Origin of the sequence: Paenibacillus sp. HGF5 (genome assembly GCF_000204455.1) — a bacterium.
GTDB lineage: Bacteria > Bacillota > Bacilli > Paenibacillales > Paenibacillaceae > Paenibacillus_AQ > Paenibacillus_AQ lautus_A.
In genome coordinates, this window is record NZ_AEXS01000064.1 from 1 (window position 1) to 16,486 (window position 16,486).

Sequence of the window (16,486 nt, forward strand, 5' to 3'; positions counted from 1 at the left end):
CTTCTGGTCGTCTCCCACCGGCACAAGATTTGCATTATACAGCAAAATGTCTGCGGCCATGAGCGCAGGATAAACGAACAAGCCGGCCCCAACCGAGTCCTTGCCTTCCGATTTGTCCTTGAACTGAGTCATCCGTTCCAGCTCGCCCATATTCACCAGGGTGGTCATGATCCATCCCAGCTCGGCGTGTTGAGGAACATGGGACTGCAAAAAGATATTGGCGCGGTTCGGGTCGATTCCGGCGGCAACGTACAGGGCCGCGACCGATTCCGAGCGATCCCGCAGCGAGTTGGGCTCCTGCGGTACCGTTATTGCGTGCAGATCGACCACCATAAAATAACAGTCATGCTCGTTTTGCAGCTTCACAAAATTTTTAATGGCTCCAATGTAGTTACCGAGCGTTAAATTACCGCTTGGCTGAATTCCCGATAATACGGTTTTCATGACTAGTCCTCCATTTATTTATATTTTCATTTTATCCAAGTCTGCCCCGCCCTGCGTGATCATATAGGAACGCAAAAAAGCCTCACATCCGCAAGGGACGTGAGACCGTGGTGCCACCCTTATTCGCTGCAAGCATCATCCTACGCAGGCTGCAGCCTTCCATTCTTGTAACGGAGAATACCCGGCCGGCATATTAAGGAATAACAGCATTATCCCGTTCAGCCCGGCACTCGAAGGTCCATTCAGCAAAGCGGATCCGCCGGTTCACATCAACCACCGGCTTTCTGAAGGATGGGCCGCACCTGCTTACTTGTCCTTGTCATCGTGTTTCAATCATAATGGATCACTATTACATGCAATGATAAAACTCTTGCTCCGCCTTGTCAATTCCAATTTGGAATCAAGATGTCCGGGCCTTTTTGAAGCATTTCTTTTACCCTTTCCGCAAAAATCTGTTATGATGTGGTTAATCGTCCAGACCATGATTTCTGTTAGTAAAGGAGCATCGATATGAATCAAGTGACCAAAGGCCAGTGGAATGGTTACGACACCTATATTTTAAACAGCGGCCGTCTTGAAGTGACTCTCCTTCCTCGTCTAGGTAATAACGTCATTGGGATTAAAGACAATGAAAACTCACGCGAAATCCTCCGAAAACCAGATGAAAGTGAGCTTGCATTCTATCTACAGAAGCCTTACCACTTCGGCATTCCGATGCTCATACCGCCAGGCCGGATTTCCAAGGGCCATTTCGAATATGGCGGAACGTCGTATCAATTTGACCAAAATACCGCGAACGACAATCATATCCACGGCCTCCACCGATCGCAGGCTTGGTGTGTCAGCGACATAGAGGAGGAGGATGACGGGTGCGCCGTTTCGACCGAGTTCATCTCATCGGATGATCCGAAATGGATTGCCCAATTTCCTGAGCCGCTGAAGCTGGAGATGACCTTCCGTCTTCAGGGGACACGCTTAACGCAGAGCCTTCGCGTAACGAATCTGGGCGCCAGCCCCGTTCCGTTCGGCATGGGTTACCATACGTGGTTCCTGCTGGACGGCGAACCGCATCGCTGGACGCTGGATCTGCCAGTTGAAGGCATTTACACTTTGAATAACGAACTGATCCCGACCGGCGATCTTTCACCTCTCGGCCATTTGGAACAACTGAATTCGGGACTAAACCTGAAGGATGCCGATCTGGATACGATATTAAAGATCCCTGAGGGCAAACCTGCCGAGGCCTTGCTGAAGCGGGACGATGGTTACCAAATTCATTATTCGGCAGACCGTGCCTTCTTCAAGCATTGGGTGCTCTATACCAAAGGAGTTGCCGAGCAGTTCCTCTGCATCGAACCGTACACCTGGCTTCCCAACGCACCCAATTTGAATCTCCCGAACGAAGAAACCGGGCTGATTCATTTGGAACCGGGACAGACCGTGAATCTGACGACCAAGATCAGCATTCAGAATACGTCACCGGAGGCAGAGCAAGGATAAGCCAGTGTCTCCGTTGACACATAACATCCTCATATACTTAACTTTTCAGCAAGAGCAGCCCTTTGAATATCAAAGGGCTGCTCTTATTTGATCTATGAACAATGTGTACGGGTAATTTTACCAGCAGACGATCTGCCTCCTGCACGAATGAGATCCCTATCAATCAGGTCATAATATCCTCATACAACACCAAAGGAGGTGACATGACATGGCTCAAGGTCGTTCTTCTAACAATCTTGTCGTACCTCAAGCAACTGCAGCTCTTCAACAATTGAAGATGGAAGCTGCTCAAGAACTGGGCGTAACGATTCCACAAGACGGTTACTATGGAAACTATACTTCCCGTGAAACCGGTTCTTTGGGAGGTTACATCACCAAACGTCTGGTACAATTGGCTGAGCAGCAATTATCGGGTCGTTCGAACCTGTAATTAGCATCTCTTCCCTCCAGCCGTAAATAGAAAGAGGCGATCTTCTCCCCAAAGATCGCCTCTTTCGTTATATGTTCTATATAATAAATGATTTCAGGATTCCGAAGCAGCTTCGGCATATGTATTACGAGGGTACCGTATCATCAAGTTGGCCATGTTATAGTTGGATTCAAGCACAGCATCCACAACGACGATGCCTTGTCGTACCATAAATTCATAACTGATTTCGCCATGTGTCCAATGGCGTTTATGTTTCAGACTTTCAAGCGCCATCGAACGAAAAGAGAATTGTTGAGCCTCACTTAGCCCCTCCTCTTGCGGAGCTATGATCCCGTTACGCCCAGACAATGGGTTATGCCGTATGCCAAATTTACCAATTACATTGTTTCGTATTTGTACAAAAACCGTCCCCGAGCTTAGACCTCCCAACTCTTCTTCCAGCTCTTTAAACACGATGTCCAGCTGCCTAGCCAGTGATAATTGATCTAGTTTTACCATCCCTTCTCCCCTCCTTTATTAGTAAATCCTCCCTATTATTAGGGCTTATGACTCATTATAGGGGATAGAAATCATTGGATCAACAATATTCAACACATTTGGGTATTTATTACTAAAATTGCACAAATATTTTAGTTTTCCTCTCCTTTATTGCGTCAACTTTCTTTCTTTTACGACAAAAAAAGAAGCCCCGAAGGAGCTTCTTTCGAATATGGGAATAAATCTGCAGTGGAAGATCAAACGCCATAACAGGAACTGCATTTTTACCTGTTTTTTCGATGATAACCAACAATTTATGCTAAATGCTCGGTCATTTGCAAGAACTGCTTAATATCGTTGACGCAGGAGTCCGCCGCGCTTTGCCAGAAGTCACGCTGGGTCAGATCCACATTCAGATGTTTCTTTGCCAGGTTCTCCACGGACATTACGCCTGTGTCTCGAAGCAAAGCATCATATTTGTCCGCAAAGGTCGGACCTTCTTCCAATGCCCGAACATAGAGGCCCGTACTGAACATATAACCAAAGGTATACGGGAAGTTATAGAACGGGGTGCCCGTGATATAGAAATGAAGCTTGGATGCCCAGAAATGCGGATGGTACGAGGTCAGGGCATCACAGTATGCTTCCTTCTGTGCCTCCACCATCAAATCGGAGATCTCCTCGCTGCTCAGCAGACCGTTCTTCCGCTTGTCATAGAAGCGGGTTTCGAACAAGAAACGTGCATGAATGTTCATAAAGAAGGCCACGCTGTTCTGAATTTTCTCTTCCAACAGAGCCAGCTTCTCCTCTTCGCTGCCTGCCCCCTTCACCATCGCATCAAAAACAATCATCTCGGCGAAGGTGGATGCCGTCTCGGCGACATTCATCGCATACTTTTGGTTAAGCACCGGAATTCCGCCCATCAGATGCTGATGATAGGCATGACCCAGCTCATGAGCCAAGGTCGAAACGTTCGAGGCCGTTCCACCAAACGTCATGAAAATCCGCGTCTGGCCGCTTGCCGGGAAGGAGGTGCAGAAACCGCCAGGTCGCTTCCCGGGGCGGTCCTCGACCTCAATCCAGCTCTTGTCGAACGCCATCTGCGAAAAATCCGCCAATCTCGGGCTAAACTTACGGAATTGCTCCACGATGTTAACAGCGGCATCGTCATACGAGATCTTGGTTGCCGAAGTACGGAGCGGAGCATCCACATCGGTCCAGGACAACCCGTCCAGACCGAGCAGCTTCGCTTTGCGGTTCAGGTACTCTACAAGCACCGACTTCGTATCCTGAATGACGGCCCACATCGTGTCCAGCGTCTCGCGGCTCATCCGGCCAATCGCCAGCGGTTCTTTCAGGACATCGTCCCAGCCGCGGTTCTCGTACAGTTTCAGGCGGTAGCCGGATAGATGGTTCAAGGTATCCGCGCAGTAATCAGCGGAGTCTCCCCAAGCCTTCTCCCACTTCTCAAACATGGATTGGCGCACTTCCCGGCGTGGATCATGCATTTTATTGAACGCTTGCCCTGCCGACAGCATGACCGTCTCTCCGTCTTCCTCATACGGAATTTGGATTTTCTTCACGATGGTGTCGTAGAACTCTCCCCATCCGTGATAACCGTCTACCCCCAGCGACAGAGCCAGGCTTTCCAGTTCGGGACTCATCTTATCCTTCGCGAGATTGCGGCTTTCGTTCAGTACGAATTCCAGCTCGGACACCTTATCCGTACCGGTCCATGCGGTCCAGAGCTCATCGTTCATTCCGCGAAGCACGTTATCGAACTGGTTCTTCACCGACTGCAGGGCCGCAGACAGCGTAGTTACCCGCCCGGACAATTGAACCGCCTTCTTGTCATTCACGTTCTGTGCGGTCAGGCAGCCAACGAAGGCAGAAACCTCGCGGATCCTTGCATAGGCGCTCTGGAACTGCTCAAGGAAGCGCTCCAGACTGGATGCGCTCTCGATGGTCTCTGGAACAGCCAATGCCTTGACGTCTTGCTGAAGCTTATGTACATCCTGCTCCAAAGCCTCAATAAAGCTCCCGAGCTGCGGCGAGGAGGAGCCTCCTGGAAATATCGATTCCAAATCCCAAGTTTGTTGAAGTGCCATCGAACATTCATCACCTTTCGAGATAAAATATGAATTCAAACGGAATACCATTTGTGTGGACTTAGGGAAAAGTGTATAACTATATATAACTAAAATACTGTTTTCCCTCTTGATCAAACAAATTACTGCTGGAGGAGCTAGAAGCCATGAGACCTTTGCAAATTTCACCGGAGACGGCGGTTACACTGTCCAAGCAGCTGGGCGTTCCGCTGGAACAGCTGATGCATATGCCTCAGCATATATTAATGCAGAAGATTGCCGAGCTTGCCAAGAATGAGGAAGCGAAAGCAGCCCCGAAAGACGATGAGTCCCATTCATCGGAGAACTCATGATTCCTTTTTCGAATACGTGGCCTTATGATGTCGTTGGCAACGACGTATATGTACACAGCTGCCCCTTCTGCGGGACCGACAATGTCTTGCTTCCCATGAAGCCTAAGGAGCTTGTAAGCGTTAGGGAAGGGAAAAAGAAGCTGCTCATCTTCCCCTGCTGCCACAACAAAGTTACCGTGCTGGACAGCGACATCGACTATTTGCTCACGGATCAGCGATTGCGCTGACTCTATCTTAAAGCGAGCCATCGCTGCAAATTGCAAATCAACAGCCTGCTGGCCCACCGTTCAGCGGGCTGTTTGCATTTATGACTCCGCCTGAATCGCCGCGTTCTTCTGCTCCCGGATCTGTTCGGCTATCAGCTTCCACTGCTCTCTGGAGGCTCGGATCATGGCAGCATCCATGATCTTCTCGTCCTGGACCACTCTGGAGAACCACTGGACCGCCTCCTGGAACTGTCCCAGCCTGCGATGAATCTCTCCGATCAGGTACAGCAGACGGGCATCATTCGCCCCTACCCCTTCCAGTTCAAACACCCGGATATAGGATTCCAGGCTGTACCCCAAAAACCGCTTCTCCTGATCCTCGTTGCCCTGATACCGGTACAGCCATGCGATATGGTGCAGCAGGCTGGCCACGATGCGGTCCCGCTCCCCGATCACCTGGGCGCAGAGGAGAGCCAGCTTGTACGACTCCAGGGCATCCTCCAGATTGCGGGGACCGCCCATATCCCTCTTCTCCCAGCGGCATCCAACCTGGTCATAGAAGAGCGTCTTCTGCCGTTCATTCAATTTCAGGGTCGAGTGTTCCGTCGAAGCAAATCCGCATTCGGGACAGACCCGCACCACGTAAAAATCGGGGTTCTCCGATTTGTAATAAGCGCAGAAATCCGTATCCGTACGGAATGCTTTCTTAAAGCTTGGTCTCACCCTGGACGTTAAGTATTCATGATCACAGTGCGCACAAGCCACCTTGATGGAATACAAGGGTTCCAATTTCACGCCATTCGCCATCCCTTCATTCGCGTCTAATTCCTGTCCGTTTCTAGATCTAAGGCACTACGGAGTATTCACGAAATGGTGGGCGGGACCCGAAAGACGCTGCAGCACAAAATCACGTAAATCATCCTCCACGCCGATTTCGATTAAGGCTCCGGCCATGCAGCCAAGCCATTCTTCGGCATGACGGTCGGTTATCGGGAATTTCATGTGCCTGGCCCGCATCATCGGGTGTCCGAACGCTTCCGAGAACAAGGCCGGCCCTCCGAAAAACTGGCTCAAGAACATATATTGCTTCTCCATCACCGGCATGATATCTTCCGGAAACAATGGCGAAAGCAGCTCATTTTGCTGCACTCTCGGATAAAAAGCTTCGACGAGCGATCGTACACCCTCGGCACCCCCGAGGTTATCATAGATGCTTAAGTTCGGATTCATATCCGCTAATTCTCCCATCTGTTTATGATTCGCTTTCGATTGGATGTACCTGTCCATTATAGCAAAAAACAACAAAAAAAGGCGCTAAGCGATGGTTAGCACCTTTTAGAACTTATTAATAACTGCGCCAGTCCTCTTCACTCTGGACGAGAGAAGCACGTATAACATAAACGAAGGCGCATACCAGGATACCTGCGACTATGCTCATGATCATCACTCCATCCAAACATAATACGAAAGATGTGCTTTGATGGTTTTTATTATAGCACAATATCCCCGAAAATAAAGCACAAATGTAACCGCTTTCTCATATTTTTTATACTGTTTGTCCTATATGCTGCATAGATTTTAAATATCGGACCATATTCTATCATTCACAACGATGCCAGGGGGCGTATTCCTTATATGACCATGAAAAAATTGGGCTGGCTCATGCTCGTGTCGGCTCTGATCAGCGTGATTGTCCTGATGGCTTTGTTTCCCGAAGCGGCGCTCCAATCCGCACTCCGCGGCCTGGCGATATGGTGGGACGTGCTGTTTCCATCCTTGTTCCCGTTCTTTGTCATTTCAGAGGTGCTGTTAGGGTTTGGCGTGGTTCATCTGATCGGCACGCTCCTGGACCCCATGATGCGACCGTTGTTCCGAATTCCGGGCGCAGGAGGGTTCGTGGCCGCGATGGGATATGTTTCAGGTTACCCCGTCGGTGCCAAATTAACCGCCAAGTTGTGGGAGCAAAAAATGGTAAACCGGGAGGAAGGTGAGCGACTTGTTGCCTTTACCACCTCTTCGGATCCTATATTTCTGATTGGAGCGGTATCCATCGGTTTCTTTCACGATCCCAAAATAGGTCTCATTCTGGCCCTCGCCCATTATGGCGGAGGTTTTCTCGTAGGGCTGTTGATGAGATTTCATGGCAAGCGCGAGTCCAATACATCAACCGATTCGCTCCGCCTGTCCCAGACGAAGACAAGCCGGCTTAAATCCGCCTTTCAGGCCATGCATGCTGCGCGGGAGCAGGATGGCCGTGATCTCGGCACGCTGCTAAGACAAGCGATTCAATCATCGCTTCAGCTGATTATCGTTGTCGGCGGTCTTGTGGTTTTCTTCTCCGTGTTTCTTGAACTCTGGACCCGGGCCGGCGCCATGCCCGCGCTAACGGAGGTCATCAGTCTGCTGTTATCCCTCGTTGGCATGCCTGAATCCTTATCCACTGCCATCGTGGGGGGACTGTTTGAAGTGACGCTGGGCGCACGCTATGCCGGGGAGGCAGGTGCCGCTATTCCTCTGCCTTACAAAGCGGCCGCGGCAGCCTTTATCTTGTCTTGGGGCGGCCTGTCCGTTCATGCCCAGATCATCAGCATCCTGAACTCTACCAACCTTAGGTATTTTCCGTTTGTCGTAGCCAGGCTGATCCACGGCGTTATTGCCGCCACCGCCGTGTTGCTGTTGTGGAGAAGCGTCATGGGTTCTTCGATACCGACGCTGGCGGTGCCGTCTGTTTCGGATTCCTCCCTAAACGGGTATACCCATATTATGGCGGCTTTCTGCATCCTGCTCGGTTTCCTGATTGCAGTTGCGTTGTTTATTCAGATCCTTCGAGGACTGCAGCAGAAATTCCGCTAATTCCCAAGGTGAACATTGTGTTCTTCTCCAAGATTGATTATCATCTTTATATAACCTTACAAAGGAGCTTATCAACTTGAGATATTATGTTCTGGACCGCGGTGACCCATTGTCTGTCGAGCTGACCCAGCAGTTTCACAAGCTGGCGGAACAGCGGGGGTTTGTGCTGGATGCAGAATCTCCGGAGATTGTGGTCTCGATCGGTGGAGACGGTACGATGCTGCACGCCTTCCATACGTTTATAGACCGTATTCCCGACCTCGCCTTCGTCGGCGTCCATACGGGCCACTTGGGATTCTATGCTGACTGGAAGGCGGATGAACTGACGGAGCTAATTGATCATATGAGCGGAGAAGGCGAACACGGCAACGTGAAGCCGCGCCTCGTCAAGTATCCCCTGGTTCAACTGGAAATCCATAAGAAATCAGGAACGTCCTCTTACATTGCCTTAAACGAATTTACCCTTAAAGGCGTTGACGGTACCGTTGTCGCGCAGATTGACATCAACGACGTGACCTTTGAGATGTTCAGGGGAGACGGCATTTGCGTATCCACGCCGTCCGGCAGCACGGCGTATAACAAGAGTGTCGGCGGGGCGATGGTTCATCCCTCGATCGATGCGCTTCAGATTGCGGAAATCGCCTCGATTAACAACCGGATTTTCCGTACGCTGGGCTCGCCGCTGCTTCTGCCCAAGCATCATCATTGTGATATATTCTCGCGAAAAGAACAGCGTTTGCTGCTTACTATCGATCACGTTAATATCTCGATTGACGACCTCGTATCCGTGCGCTGTCAGGTGGCGGAGCAGCAGGTCAGTTTCGCACGTTATCGGCCGTTTCCGTTCTGGAACCGCGTCCGCGATGCATTCCTTGGTTAACATGAAGAAGACCTCTTTCTTACATTTACCAGGAGGGCCAACGCTTCACGAAGTCTTTCCTTTACCAATATCCGAAAAAAAAGAACGGTCTACCTGCCAAAATACAGGTGACCGTTCTTTGTTTATTGCGGCTTCTCTGAAGCCACATGAGGCTCCTTGGAAGGCTTTGCTTCCTTCTCCTTGGGGGCCTTGGCTTCGCGCGGTTCGCGTCTTGAATCCTTGCCTTCGCGCCGCTCGCGCTGGTCCTTGTGCTCCTTGCCCGGTTTTGGGCCCTCTTGGGGTTCCTTGCCCCCCTGTGCTTCCCCCTCAGCCCGGTTATCCTTAGGGGATGTTTCTCGAACCTCTACAGGCTCTTTCGTATTGGAGGCATGCTCTTTCGTTTCCTTCTGCTCCTTCGTTTTCTGAAGCACAAAGTGAGCACAGCCAAAATTGCAATATTCGTTAATGTAATCGGACATGCTGGAAAAGGTTGAATCCTTGGCAGCCTTGGGATGATTGTCCCGATAGAAGCCTTTAAGCCGAAGCTGATTATAACCCCAGTCTCCCACGATGTAATCATAGCGGTCCAGCACCTCGCTGTACCGCTCCCGGAAAGCTTCCAGATTCCAGCCGTTTCGATGGTCCTTTAACACTTCATAGCTTTTGTTTCCGATAACGATCATTGAAAGCTTCCCCTGCCTTTCCAATAGGTTAAGACTGCACCGTCTCTTCCTTGTTGCGTTCCGCAGATTTCACTTGCTCGTGTGCATGATAGGAACTGCGCACAAGTGGGCCGGATTCCACGTGGCTGAATCCGCGCTTCATTCCTTCTTCCTTCAAGATCGCAAACTCTTCCGGCGTGTAGTATTTTTCAACATTCAGATGTTTCGGCGAAGGCTGCAGGTATTGGCCGATCGTCATGATATCGCATCCCACCGAACGCAAGTCGTCCATCGCCTCCAGAATTTCATGCCATTGTTCCCCGACGCCCAGCATGATGCTGGACTTGGTCGGAATGTCAGGCTGCATCGCCTTGGCATTCTTCAGCAGCTGCAATGAGCGGGAATACTTGGCTTTGGCACGTACGCGATCAGACATACGCTCCACCGTCTCAATGTTGTGGTTCAGAATATCCGGCTTTACGTCCATCACGATTTTCAGCGATTCTTCGTCTCCCATAAAATCCGGGATCAGCACTTCCACCGAGCACAGCGGCAGGCGTCGGCGAATGGCTTTGACGGTTTCGGCGAATATGTAGGCACCGCCATCCTTCAGATCATCCCGTGCAACGCTTGTTACCACGCAGTGACGCAAATTCATTTGCTCGGCCGCCTCCGCTACCCGTTCCGGTTCCTGCAGGTCCAGCTCCGTTGGAAGCCCCGTATTCACGGCGCAGAATCGGCAAGCGCGGGTACAAATGTCACCCAGAATCATGAAGGTTGCCGTACGGTTAGCCCAGCATTCGTAAATATTTGGACAGCGAGCCTCTTCACACACCGTATGAAGTGTTTTGGATCGCATCATGCTTTTGATTTCTTTATAATTATCGCCAGTAGTCAGCTTGATTCGAATCCAGTCAGGTTTTGGCTGTTTGGTTTTAGACAAAGAAAAAACCTTCTTTCGAATGTAATGATGTAACTCAAGACATACCCCATCGTTTGCTGTCCCATATTATATCATGAAAACCATCATATTACTTGTTTCGCATCGATATGAGATTAATCTAGTTGCGGCATGGATAAAAATCCTTGTTTCGATTCACCCTACAGGTAGGCATGACTGTCCGTCCTTAATTACGACTATCGAAAAAAGGAGGAGAAGGACAATTGAGGATTTTACAACCATTGCGAGCAAGGTGCATCATGTATCGGTCCACGGCTGCAGTCGTGGCTGCCTTGATGGCTGCCTGCTGCATGTGCGGGCCTGCGTCCGCATCCGCCTCCATGGCGGTCAGCGCGGCTGACGATGCGACTAAATCAACGGACGCTGCAGCGAATTTTGCAGACCGGAAGTCTTTATACGATCAGGTTTCCACCGTTACCCAAATTCCTTGGCACCGCCTGGCGGCCATTGACCAGTATGAACGAACGCTGACCCGGGTTCATCCCAAGGATCGAAAGCATCCGGACCGCACCCTCGGTATCTTTATCCCTTCCACCCGATGGGCCGGCCCGTTGAATCCCAATCAGGAAGACGTGAATCCTATGTCGATCAGCGTGTTCTCCGGGATCGGGCTCGATGGGGACGGGGATGGCAAGGCAGATCCCAATAATGATATCGACCTGCTCTACACGGTTGCGACAAGACTTTCCCCTTATGGGCATGCCGCTGATGATTTCAGCATCGGCCTATGGTCATACTACCAGAACACGCGGGCCGTACAGCGCATCATGCAGTATGCCAAACTGTACGAGACCTTCGGGAAGCTGGACCTGTTCGACCATGCGTTTCCCCTTCCCGTCAAAAGCAACTATTCCTACCGAAGCACCTTTGGCATGGGGCGCAACTGGGGAGGTAAAAGGGTTCACGAAGGAACGGATTTGTTTGCTTCATACGGAGTCCCCGTTCGAAGCACCTGTTACGGCGTCGTCGAAATTAAAGGCTGGAATAAATACGGCGGCTGGCGCATCGGCATCCGTGATTTGAACAATCATTACCATTATTACGCCCATCTGCAGGGCTTTGATAAAGGGATTTCGCTCGGGGATGTCGTTACGCCGGGTCAAACCCTCGGCTGGGTCGGCAGTTCGGGCTACGGCAAGCCCGGAACCCAGGGCAAATTCCCGCCGCACCTGCATTACGGCATCTACCGGGACACCGGATTGACCGAATGGGCTTTCGATCCTTACCCGCTGCTGAAGCACTGGGAACTGGAAGAAAAACGCTCGAAGAAAAAAACGCGCTCCTGAATTCAAACCAGGGGCGCGTTTTTCCTTTAAGGACATCCCTCATGACACGGCCAATCCATGCTGCTCGTACACAATACGGTTTGGGAATGAGCGAAAATGAGCGTCCTACTCGCCTGTTCCGCTTCCCTCCGTATGCCCTGACATGTCGGCGCCGCCCGGCGTAGGCACAAGAGGCGTCGTCGTTCCCTGGGCAGGAGGGTCCGGCGTCGTTGCAGGCGGAATCTCCTGCTGCCCATCATGGGTGTTCTCGTCCGTTACCGGCGGCGGTATCGCGATGCTCGGTGCGCTTGCCTTATTCTCGCCGACCGCCTTTCCTTGGCCGTCGTAATAATACATCGGCACATCGCCTACCACGAGCAGATACGAGATCGGAATATCGGTTTCCACGATTTGCGGCTCCATGTCAAAAGGAACGACAACCGCTACCTCCGTCACGATGTGGACGAATACCTCCACCAGGATCATATTGATGCCGGCCCCCTGCTGCCTCGTATCCAGCTGAACCTTTACCGCTCCTTGGGGTTCGATCTTTAAAGGTATTTGCGGACCGAATGAAGCGATGATCGGGCTTTTTAACACCTGTCCCAGCGGAATTTGCTCTTTGCGCTTATGGATTTCGTCCAGCGTGCTCTGCACGACCTGCGTCGTATGGGACGTGATTTTTAAATGCTCGGCATAATTCAGCATGAATCCGGTCACTTTGCCCGAGCTGTCCGTTTTCCAGTTGACCAGATTATCAAAATCCTTGCCCTGCGTCACCTGGGAGGTGATCGCTTTATTGATGGCTTCGGTAGCGATCTGCTTAACCCGGATTTGGGCTAAATGCATGATCGGCGGCCGCAGATTCTGCTCGATATACATAAAAAACTCAACGATCCCAAACACAAGGAGCAGAGCGCCGATCAGCCACCATTTTTTTGTGCTTCGCCGTTTGGCAGCCTGAGGACGCCCCCGGCTCTGCGGTACGGGCCGAAAGCCTCTGCGCGGTGGTTTGTAAGCTCTCCTTGGTTTAGGCCACGACAGCGACGGAAAGGCCAAACGCCTGCTTCCCCATCTCTTTCGTCTCATGCTTGGTCCCCCCTATTTACGCCCCGAGGAGCATGTTTACCATGGCAAGCTCTCCTGTATAGAAGGTATGCGGACAAACGGCAAAAAAGAAGAGCAAGGATGGCTTATCCTCACTCTTCTTCCTTAGCGTTCTTTGGATCGTTTTCTTGATCTTCCACGTAGTATTTCAGCATCGACAGTTTGTTCTCCCAGAAGCGGTCGAAATAAGACAGCCAATCCTTCAATTCCTTAAGCGGCTCTGCTTGCAGGCGATAGCGAGTCTCGCGTCCAACCTTGCGGTCCTGCACCAGACCCGCTTCCTCCAAAATTCGGAGATGCTTGGACACGGCGGTTCGCGTCATGGAGAAATATCCCGTAATTTCTTTAACCGGCATTTCCTTATCGCTTAACAAGCCGAGCAGCTTACGACGAGTCGGATCTGCGATGGCTTGGTAGACATCATGCTTCGGAGCGGCCTGCGACATCGGTTACGCCTCGACGTATCCCGCAAGCTTCTGAACAATGCCAGCCCAGCCGTTGTCCATGCGGCCTCGAACGATGTCATGCGCTTCCCCGAACTCGGTTACTTGATCCGCTGTCCATCCGCCATGGATGAGCGTGAATTCCGTATGATCTCCCTGCTCCACCAGTTCGAAGGTAACGCTCCAATCCTTGCCCCAGTTAAAAGACAACCGGTTAGGCTCATCAATAAGCGTCACCTTGCATGGTGAATTTCCGAAGGGGCCGGCATTCAATTGAAACTCGAACCCTTCCACCGGTTCAAAATTGTTAGGCATGAACCACGACGAAATCCCTTCAGCCGTGGCTACGGCTTTCCACACCTTCTGGATGGGCGCTTTCAGCACAAGAGTATGACGAATATCCGGCAGCTTGCCGTTTGTTGCGTTGTCCATATCAGTTTCATCCCTCGCTTAAACTTGAAATTATGAAACCATTTGGTTTCCCTTCATGCATTATAGGACACCAAATGGTTTTACGTCAAATCCCAATATTCACCTGTTCGGCGTCACCCTTAGGTCAATCAGACGACTAATCGGCGCAAAGCAGGCACCTTGCCAGCACACCGCACTACTTAACCTCACGTTAGGGTTGATCCGGATAAGTCTTTTTCAGGAACGCGATCGATTCGCGAATCAGCTGCTTCAGCACCTCAACATCAATGTCCGCCACTTTATTGATGTACACGCAGCCTTTCCCTGCCGTATGCTTGCCAAAATTCGTCAGCAGCTCCTCCCGCTGATCATCGCCTGGCGCAAAATACAGGCTGATCTTCGCTTTTCGTGGGGAGAATCCTACAAACGGCGCATCTCCCTCATGCCCGGAGGCGTAACGATAATGGTAGGAGCCGAAACCAATGATGCTCGGTCCCCACATTTTGGCCGCAAAACCGCTCGTTTCTTCAAAAATCTCCAGCAAACGATAGGCATCCTCCCGTTTTTTCGGCGAATCCACTTGCTCGATAAACTCCACCACGCTGTGATCCGTTTCTTTTGTTTTTTGCTCGTACACGGGTTTAACTCCTTTCGAACACGCTTGTTATTATGATCATCCCTGTCAAAAATAAAAAAAGGCCGGTTATGATCAGCAATGTTATCTAATCATTTCCAGCCTAATCGAGCCATTTCTGTCTTTATAGTTCAGCAGCGTACTCCCTCTGCCTTAAAGCCTCGTACATCAATACAGAAGCGGCCATCGCCGCATTCAGCGATTCGGCACGCCCCGGCATGGGGATACGGATGGCATCGTCCACGAGTGCCGCGACCTCAGGCGAGACGCCGCGTCCTTCGCTGCCGATGACGATCCAGCTTGTCCCTTTGAAGTCGTACTCGAAGCATGAGCGCTGTCCTTCCAGCATGGTGGTCACCAATCTGGCTCCCCGTTCCCTCGCTTCCGGCAGGATGCTCAGCAGATCGCCCTCCAGCACCGGCAGATGGAACAGAGATCCCATGGTGGAGCGCAGTGTCTTGGGATTGTACAAATCCGCGCAGCCTCGCCCCAGGACCACGCCGGCAGCCCCTACGGCATCTGCGCTTCGTATGATGGTCCCCACATTGCCCGGATCCTGGAGACCGTCGAGAACAACGACCAAACCGTTCTCGCGCAGGATCAGGTCCTGCCATTGCCGCGCTTCCTTGCGAATGACGGCAAACACCTGCTGCGGCGACGGCGTATCGCTGACCTTCGATATGACGGCATGGGATACGCCGATCCATTCGGCACCTTGTCCTGTATCCGTAATATGACGAAGCTCTTGGGGGATGCCCTTGTCCACGTCATAAGCCAGGCACTCGATGTCCGCGCCGGACGACAGGGCTTCCTGTACGAGATGAATGCCTTCCACCACATACTTGTTCTGCTTGTCCCGATGTTTTTTCTCCTGCAGCTGTGCCCAGCCCTTCGCTCTGGCATTCTGCGGCGATAATATCTCCATTGTTAACCCATCCGTTCTTTACATATATACTCATCAGAGCCCGGGTTCGGCCCGGTATCCGAAGCTGACGGCTTTATTTGGGATAAGCAAGCTCCAGCTTCGTTAAGTCATTCTTATGTCCCACGATGACGAGCACATCGCCTTCCTCAATCCGGTCATCCGGACTTGGCGAAATGTTCATGTCCGCATCGCTTCGAATCGCCATGACATTGCACCCGAATCGTGCGCGAATATCCAGCTCTCTCAAATTGTGGCCAATCAGCTCGCCTGTAGCCAGCATCTCCATAATGCTGTAGTCGTCCGACAAATCGATATAGTCCAGAATATTCGGCGACACCAGATGGTGGGCAACCCGAAGCCCCATGTCCCGCTCTGGGAAAATCACCTTGTCCGCGCCGATTTTGTTAAGCACTTTTCCGTGCAGCTCATTCTTCGCTTTTACGATAATAGCCGGTACGCCAAGATCCTTCAGAATCAGCGTCGTCAAAATGCTGGATTGAATATCCTCCCCGATAGCCACGACAACCACATCAAAATTCCGAATGCCGAGCGCCCGGAGCGCCTCTTCATCGGTCGAATCCGCCGAAACGGCATGCGTGACCATGCTGGCAGTTTCCTGAATACGCTGTTCGCTCGCATCAACGGCTAATACGTCAAAACCCATGCTGCTCAATTCCTTGGCAACGCTTGTGCCAAAACGCCCCATACCGATTACTGCGTACTGCTTCTTAGCCATTTATATATCCCCCCACGAGCCTAGGTCGATCCTTAATCATCAATGATAACAGTATATCATACTGTCCAGAATACTTGAATGTAACTCCCCTGGAACGGGTACATTACACAATGACCCTTATATAACAAGGAGG

At 51.2% G+C, this 16,486-nt stretch carries 20 protein-coding genes and 1 other annotated feature; of the genes, 7 read left to right on the forward strand and 13 right to left on the reverse strand.

Annotated elements, in window-relative coordinates:
• Positions 1 to 444 (reverse strand): tryptophan--tRNA ligase (trpS, locus tag HMPREF9412_RS10240; RefSeq protein ID WP_009591413.1); only part of this gene is annotated, 444 nt, incomplete at its 3' end.
• Between the two features lie 90 nt (positions 445 to 534).
• Positions 535 to 776 (reverse strand) — a binding site (T-box leader).
• Positions 777 to 954: 178 nt separating this feature from the next.
• Between trpS and HMPREF9412_RS10245 the strand changes: the two genes are divergently transcribed.
• A complete protein-coding gene (locus HMPREF9412_RS10245; RefSeq protein ID WP_009591434.1) occupies positions 955 to 1,944 on the forward strand; it encodes an aldose 1-epimerase in 990 nt (329 codons plus the stop codon).
• Between the two features lie 208 nt (positions 1,945 to 2,152).
• Entirely contained in the window at positions 2,153 to 2,374 is a 222-nt protein-coding gene (locus HMPREF9412_RS10250) for an alpha/beta-type small acid-soluble spore protein (protein ID WP_006212633.1), read from the forward strand.
• 93 nt (positions 2,375 to 2,467) lie between these two features.
• Here the strand turns inward: HMPREF9412_RS10250 and HMPREF9412_RS10255 are convergent, their stop codons facing one another.
• Positions 2,468 to 2,872 carry a hypothetical protein gene (locus HMPREF9412_RS10255; RefSeq protein ID WP_009591435.1) on the reverse strand — a complete coding sequence of 135 codons (405 nt, stop codon included), beginning with the start codon at positions 2,870 to 2,872 and terminating at the stop codon, positions 2,468 to 2,470.
• Between the two features lie 293 nt (positions 2,873 to 3,165).
• Positions 3,166 to 4,959: a M3 family oligoendopeptidase gene (locus HMPREF9412_RS10260; RefSeq protein WP_009591429.1), complete on the reverse strand. Its 1,794-nt coding sequence runs from the start codon at positions 4,957 to 4,959 to the stop codon at positions 3,166 to 3,168.
• 146 nt (positions 4,960 to 5,105) lie between these two features.
• Between HMPREF9412_RS10260 and HMPREF9412_RS10265 the strand changes: the two genes are divergently transcribed.
• Positions 5,106 to 5,291: a YycC family protein gene (locus HMPREF9412_RS10265; protein ID WP_009591437.1), complete on the forward strand. Its 186-nt coding sequence runs from the start codon at positions 5,106 to 5,108 to the stop codon at positions 5,289 to 5,291.
• Positions 5,288 to 5,518, forward strand: a complete 231-nt coding sequence (locus tag HMPREF9412_RS10270; RefSeq protein ID WP_009591425.1) for a hypothetical protein — start codon at positions 5,288 to 5,290, stop codon at positions 5,516 to 5,518. The genes HMPREF9412_RS10265 and HMPREF9412_RS10270 overlap by 4 nt, the downstream gene beginning before the upstream one ends.
• A gap of 78 nt (positions 5,519 to 5,596) precedes the next feature.
• On the opposite strand, the gene HMPREF9412_RS10275 is transcribed toward HMPREF9412_RS10270, so the two are convergent.
• Complete coding sequence (locus HMPREF9412_RS10275) at positions 5,597 to 6,292, reverse strand: DUF2225 domain-containing protein (RefSeq protein ID WP_175320756.1); 696 nt, start codon at positions 6,290 to 6,292, stop codon at positions 5,597 to 5,599.
• 57 nt (positions 6,293 to 6,349) lie between these two features.
• A complete protein-coding gene (locus HMPREF9412_RS10280) occupies positions 6,350 to 6,727 on the reverse strand; it encodes a globin domain-containing protein (RefSeq protein ID WP_036671870.1) in 378 nt (125 codons plus the stop codon).
• 405 nt (positions 6,728 to 7,132) lie between these two features.
• On the opposite strand from HMPREF9412_RS10280, the gene ylbJ reads away from it, so the two are divergent.
• Positions 7,133 to 8,350, forward strand: coding sequence for a sporulation integral membrane protein YlbJ (ylbJ, locus tag HMPREF9412_RS10285; protein WP_009591420.1), 1,218 nt, complete (start codon positions 7,133 to 7,135; stop codon positions 8,348 to 8,350).
• A 76-nt stretch (positions 8,351 to 8,426) separates the two neighbouring features.
• Positions 8,427 to 9,230 (forward strand): NAD kinase, encoded by an 804-nt coding sequence (locus HMPREF9412_RS10290; protein ID WP_009591431.1) that lies wholly within the window; start codon positions 8,427 to 8,429, stop codon positions 9,228 to 9,230.
• Between the two features lie 122 nt (positions 9,231 to 9,352).
• On the opposite strand, the gene HMPREF9412_RS10295 is transcribed toward HMPREF9412_RS10290, so the two are convergent.
• A complete protein-coding gene (locus HMPREF9412_RS10295; protein WP_009591406.1) occupies positions 9,353 to 9,892 on the reverse strand; it encodes a YutD family protein in 540 nt (179 codons plus the stop codon).
• A gap of 28 nt (positions 9,893 to 9,920) precedes the next feature.
• Positions 9,921 to 10,814, reverse strand: a complete 894-nt coding sequence (gene lipA / locus HMPREF9412_RS10300) for a lipoyl synthase (protein WP_009591422.1) — start codon at positions 10,812 to 10,814, stop codon at positions 9,921 to 9,923.
• Between the two features lie 257 nt (positions 10,815 to 11,071).
• Here lipA and HMPREF9412_RS10305 point away from each other — a divergent pair, with 257 nt between their 5' ends.
• Positions 11,072 to 12,118, forward strand: coding sequence for a M23 family metallopeptidase (locus HMPREF9412_RS10305; RefSeq protein ID WP_009591436.1), 1,047 nt, complete (start codon positions 11,072 to 11,074; stop codon positions 12,116 to 12,118).
• A gap of 105 nt (positions 12,119 to 12,223) precedes the next feature.
• Here the strand turns inward: HMPREF9412_RS10305 and yunB are convergent, their stop codons facing one another.
• From yunB to HMPREF9412_RS10335, 6 genes are all read right to left on the reverse strand, one after another.
• Positions 12,224 to 13,186: a sporulation protein YunB gene (gene yunB / locus HMPREF9412_RS10310; protein WP_009591417.1), complete on the reverse strand. Its 963-nt coding sequence runs from the start codon at positions 13,184 to 13,186 to the stop codon at positions 12,224 to 12,226.
• A 110-nt stretch (positions 13,187 to 13,296) separates the two neighbouring features.
• Positions 13,297 to 13,650, reverse strand: coding sequence for an ArsR/SmtB family transcription factor (locus HMPREF9412_RS10315; protein ID WP_009591412.1), 354 nt, complete (start codon positions 13,648 to 13,650; stop codon positions 13,297 to 13,299).
• A 3-nt stretch (positions 13,651 to 13,653) separates the two neighbouring features.
• On the reverse strand, positions 13,654 to 14,079 hold the full coding sequence (locus HMPREF9412_RS10320) for an SRPBCC family protein (protein WP_009591414.1): 426 nt from the start codon (positions 14,077 to 14,079) through the stop codon (positions 13,654 to 13,656).
• Positions 14,080 to 14,269: 190 nt separating this feature from the next.
• Positions 14,270 to 14,695: a DUF1801 domain-containing protein gene (locus HMPREF9412_RS10325; RefSeq protein ID WP_009591419.1), complete on the reverse strand. Its 426-nt coding sequence runs from the start codon at positions 14,693 to 14,695 to the stop codon at positions 14,270 to 14,272.
• A 121-nt stretch (positions 14,696 to 14,816) separates the two neighbouring features.
• Positions 14,817 to 15,617 (reverse strand): TrmH family RNA methyltransferase, encoded by an 801-nt coding sequence (locus HMPREF9412_RS10330; protein ID WP_009591424.1) that lies wholly within the window; start codon positions 15,615 to 15,617, stop codon positions 14,817 to 14,819.
• 73 nt (positions 15,618 to 15,690) lie between these two features.
• Entirely contained in the window at positions 15,691 to 16,353 is a 663-nt protein-coding gene (locus HMPREF9412_RS10335) for a potassium channel family protein (protein WP_009591426.1), read from the reverse strand.
• Positions 16,354 to 16,486 lie beyond the last annotated feature (133 nt).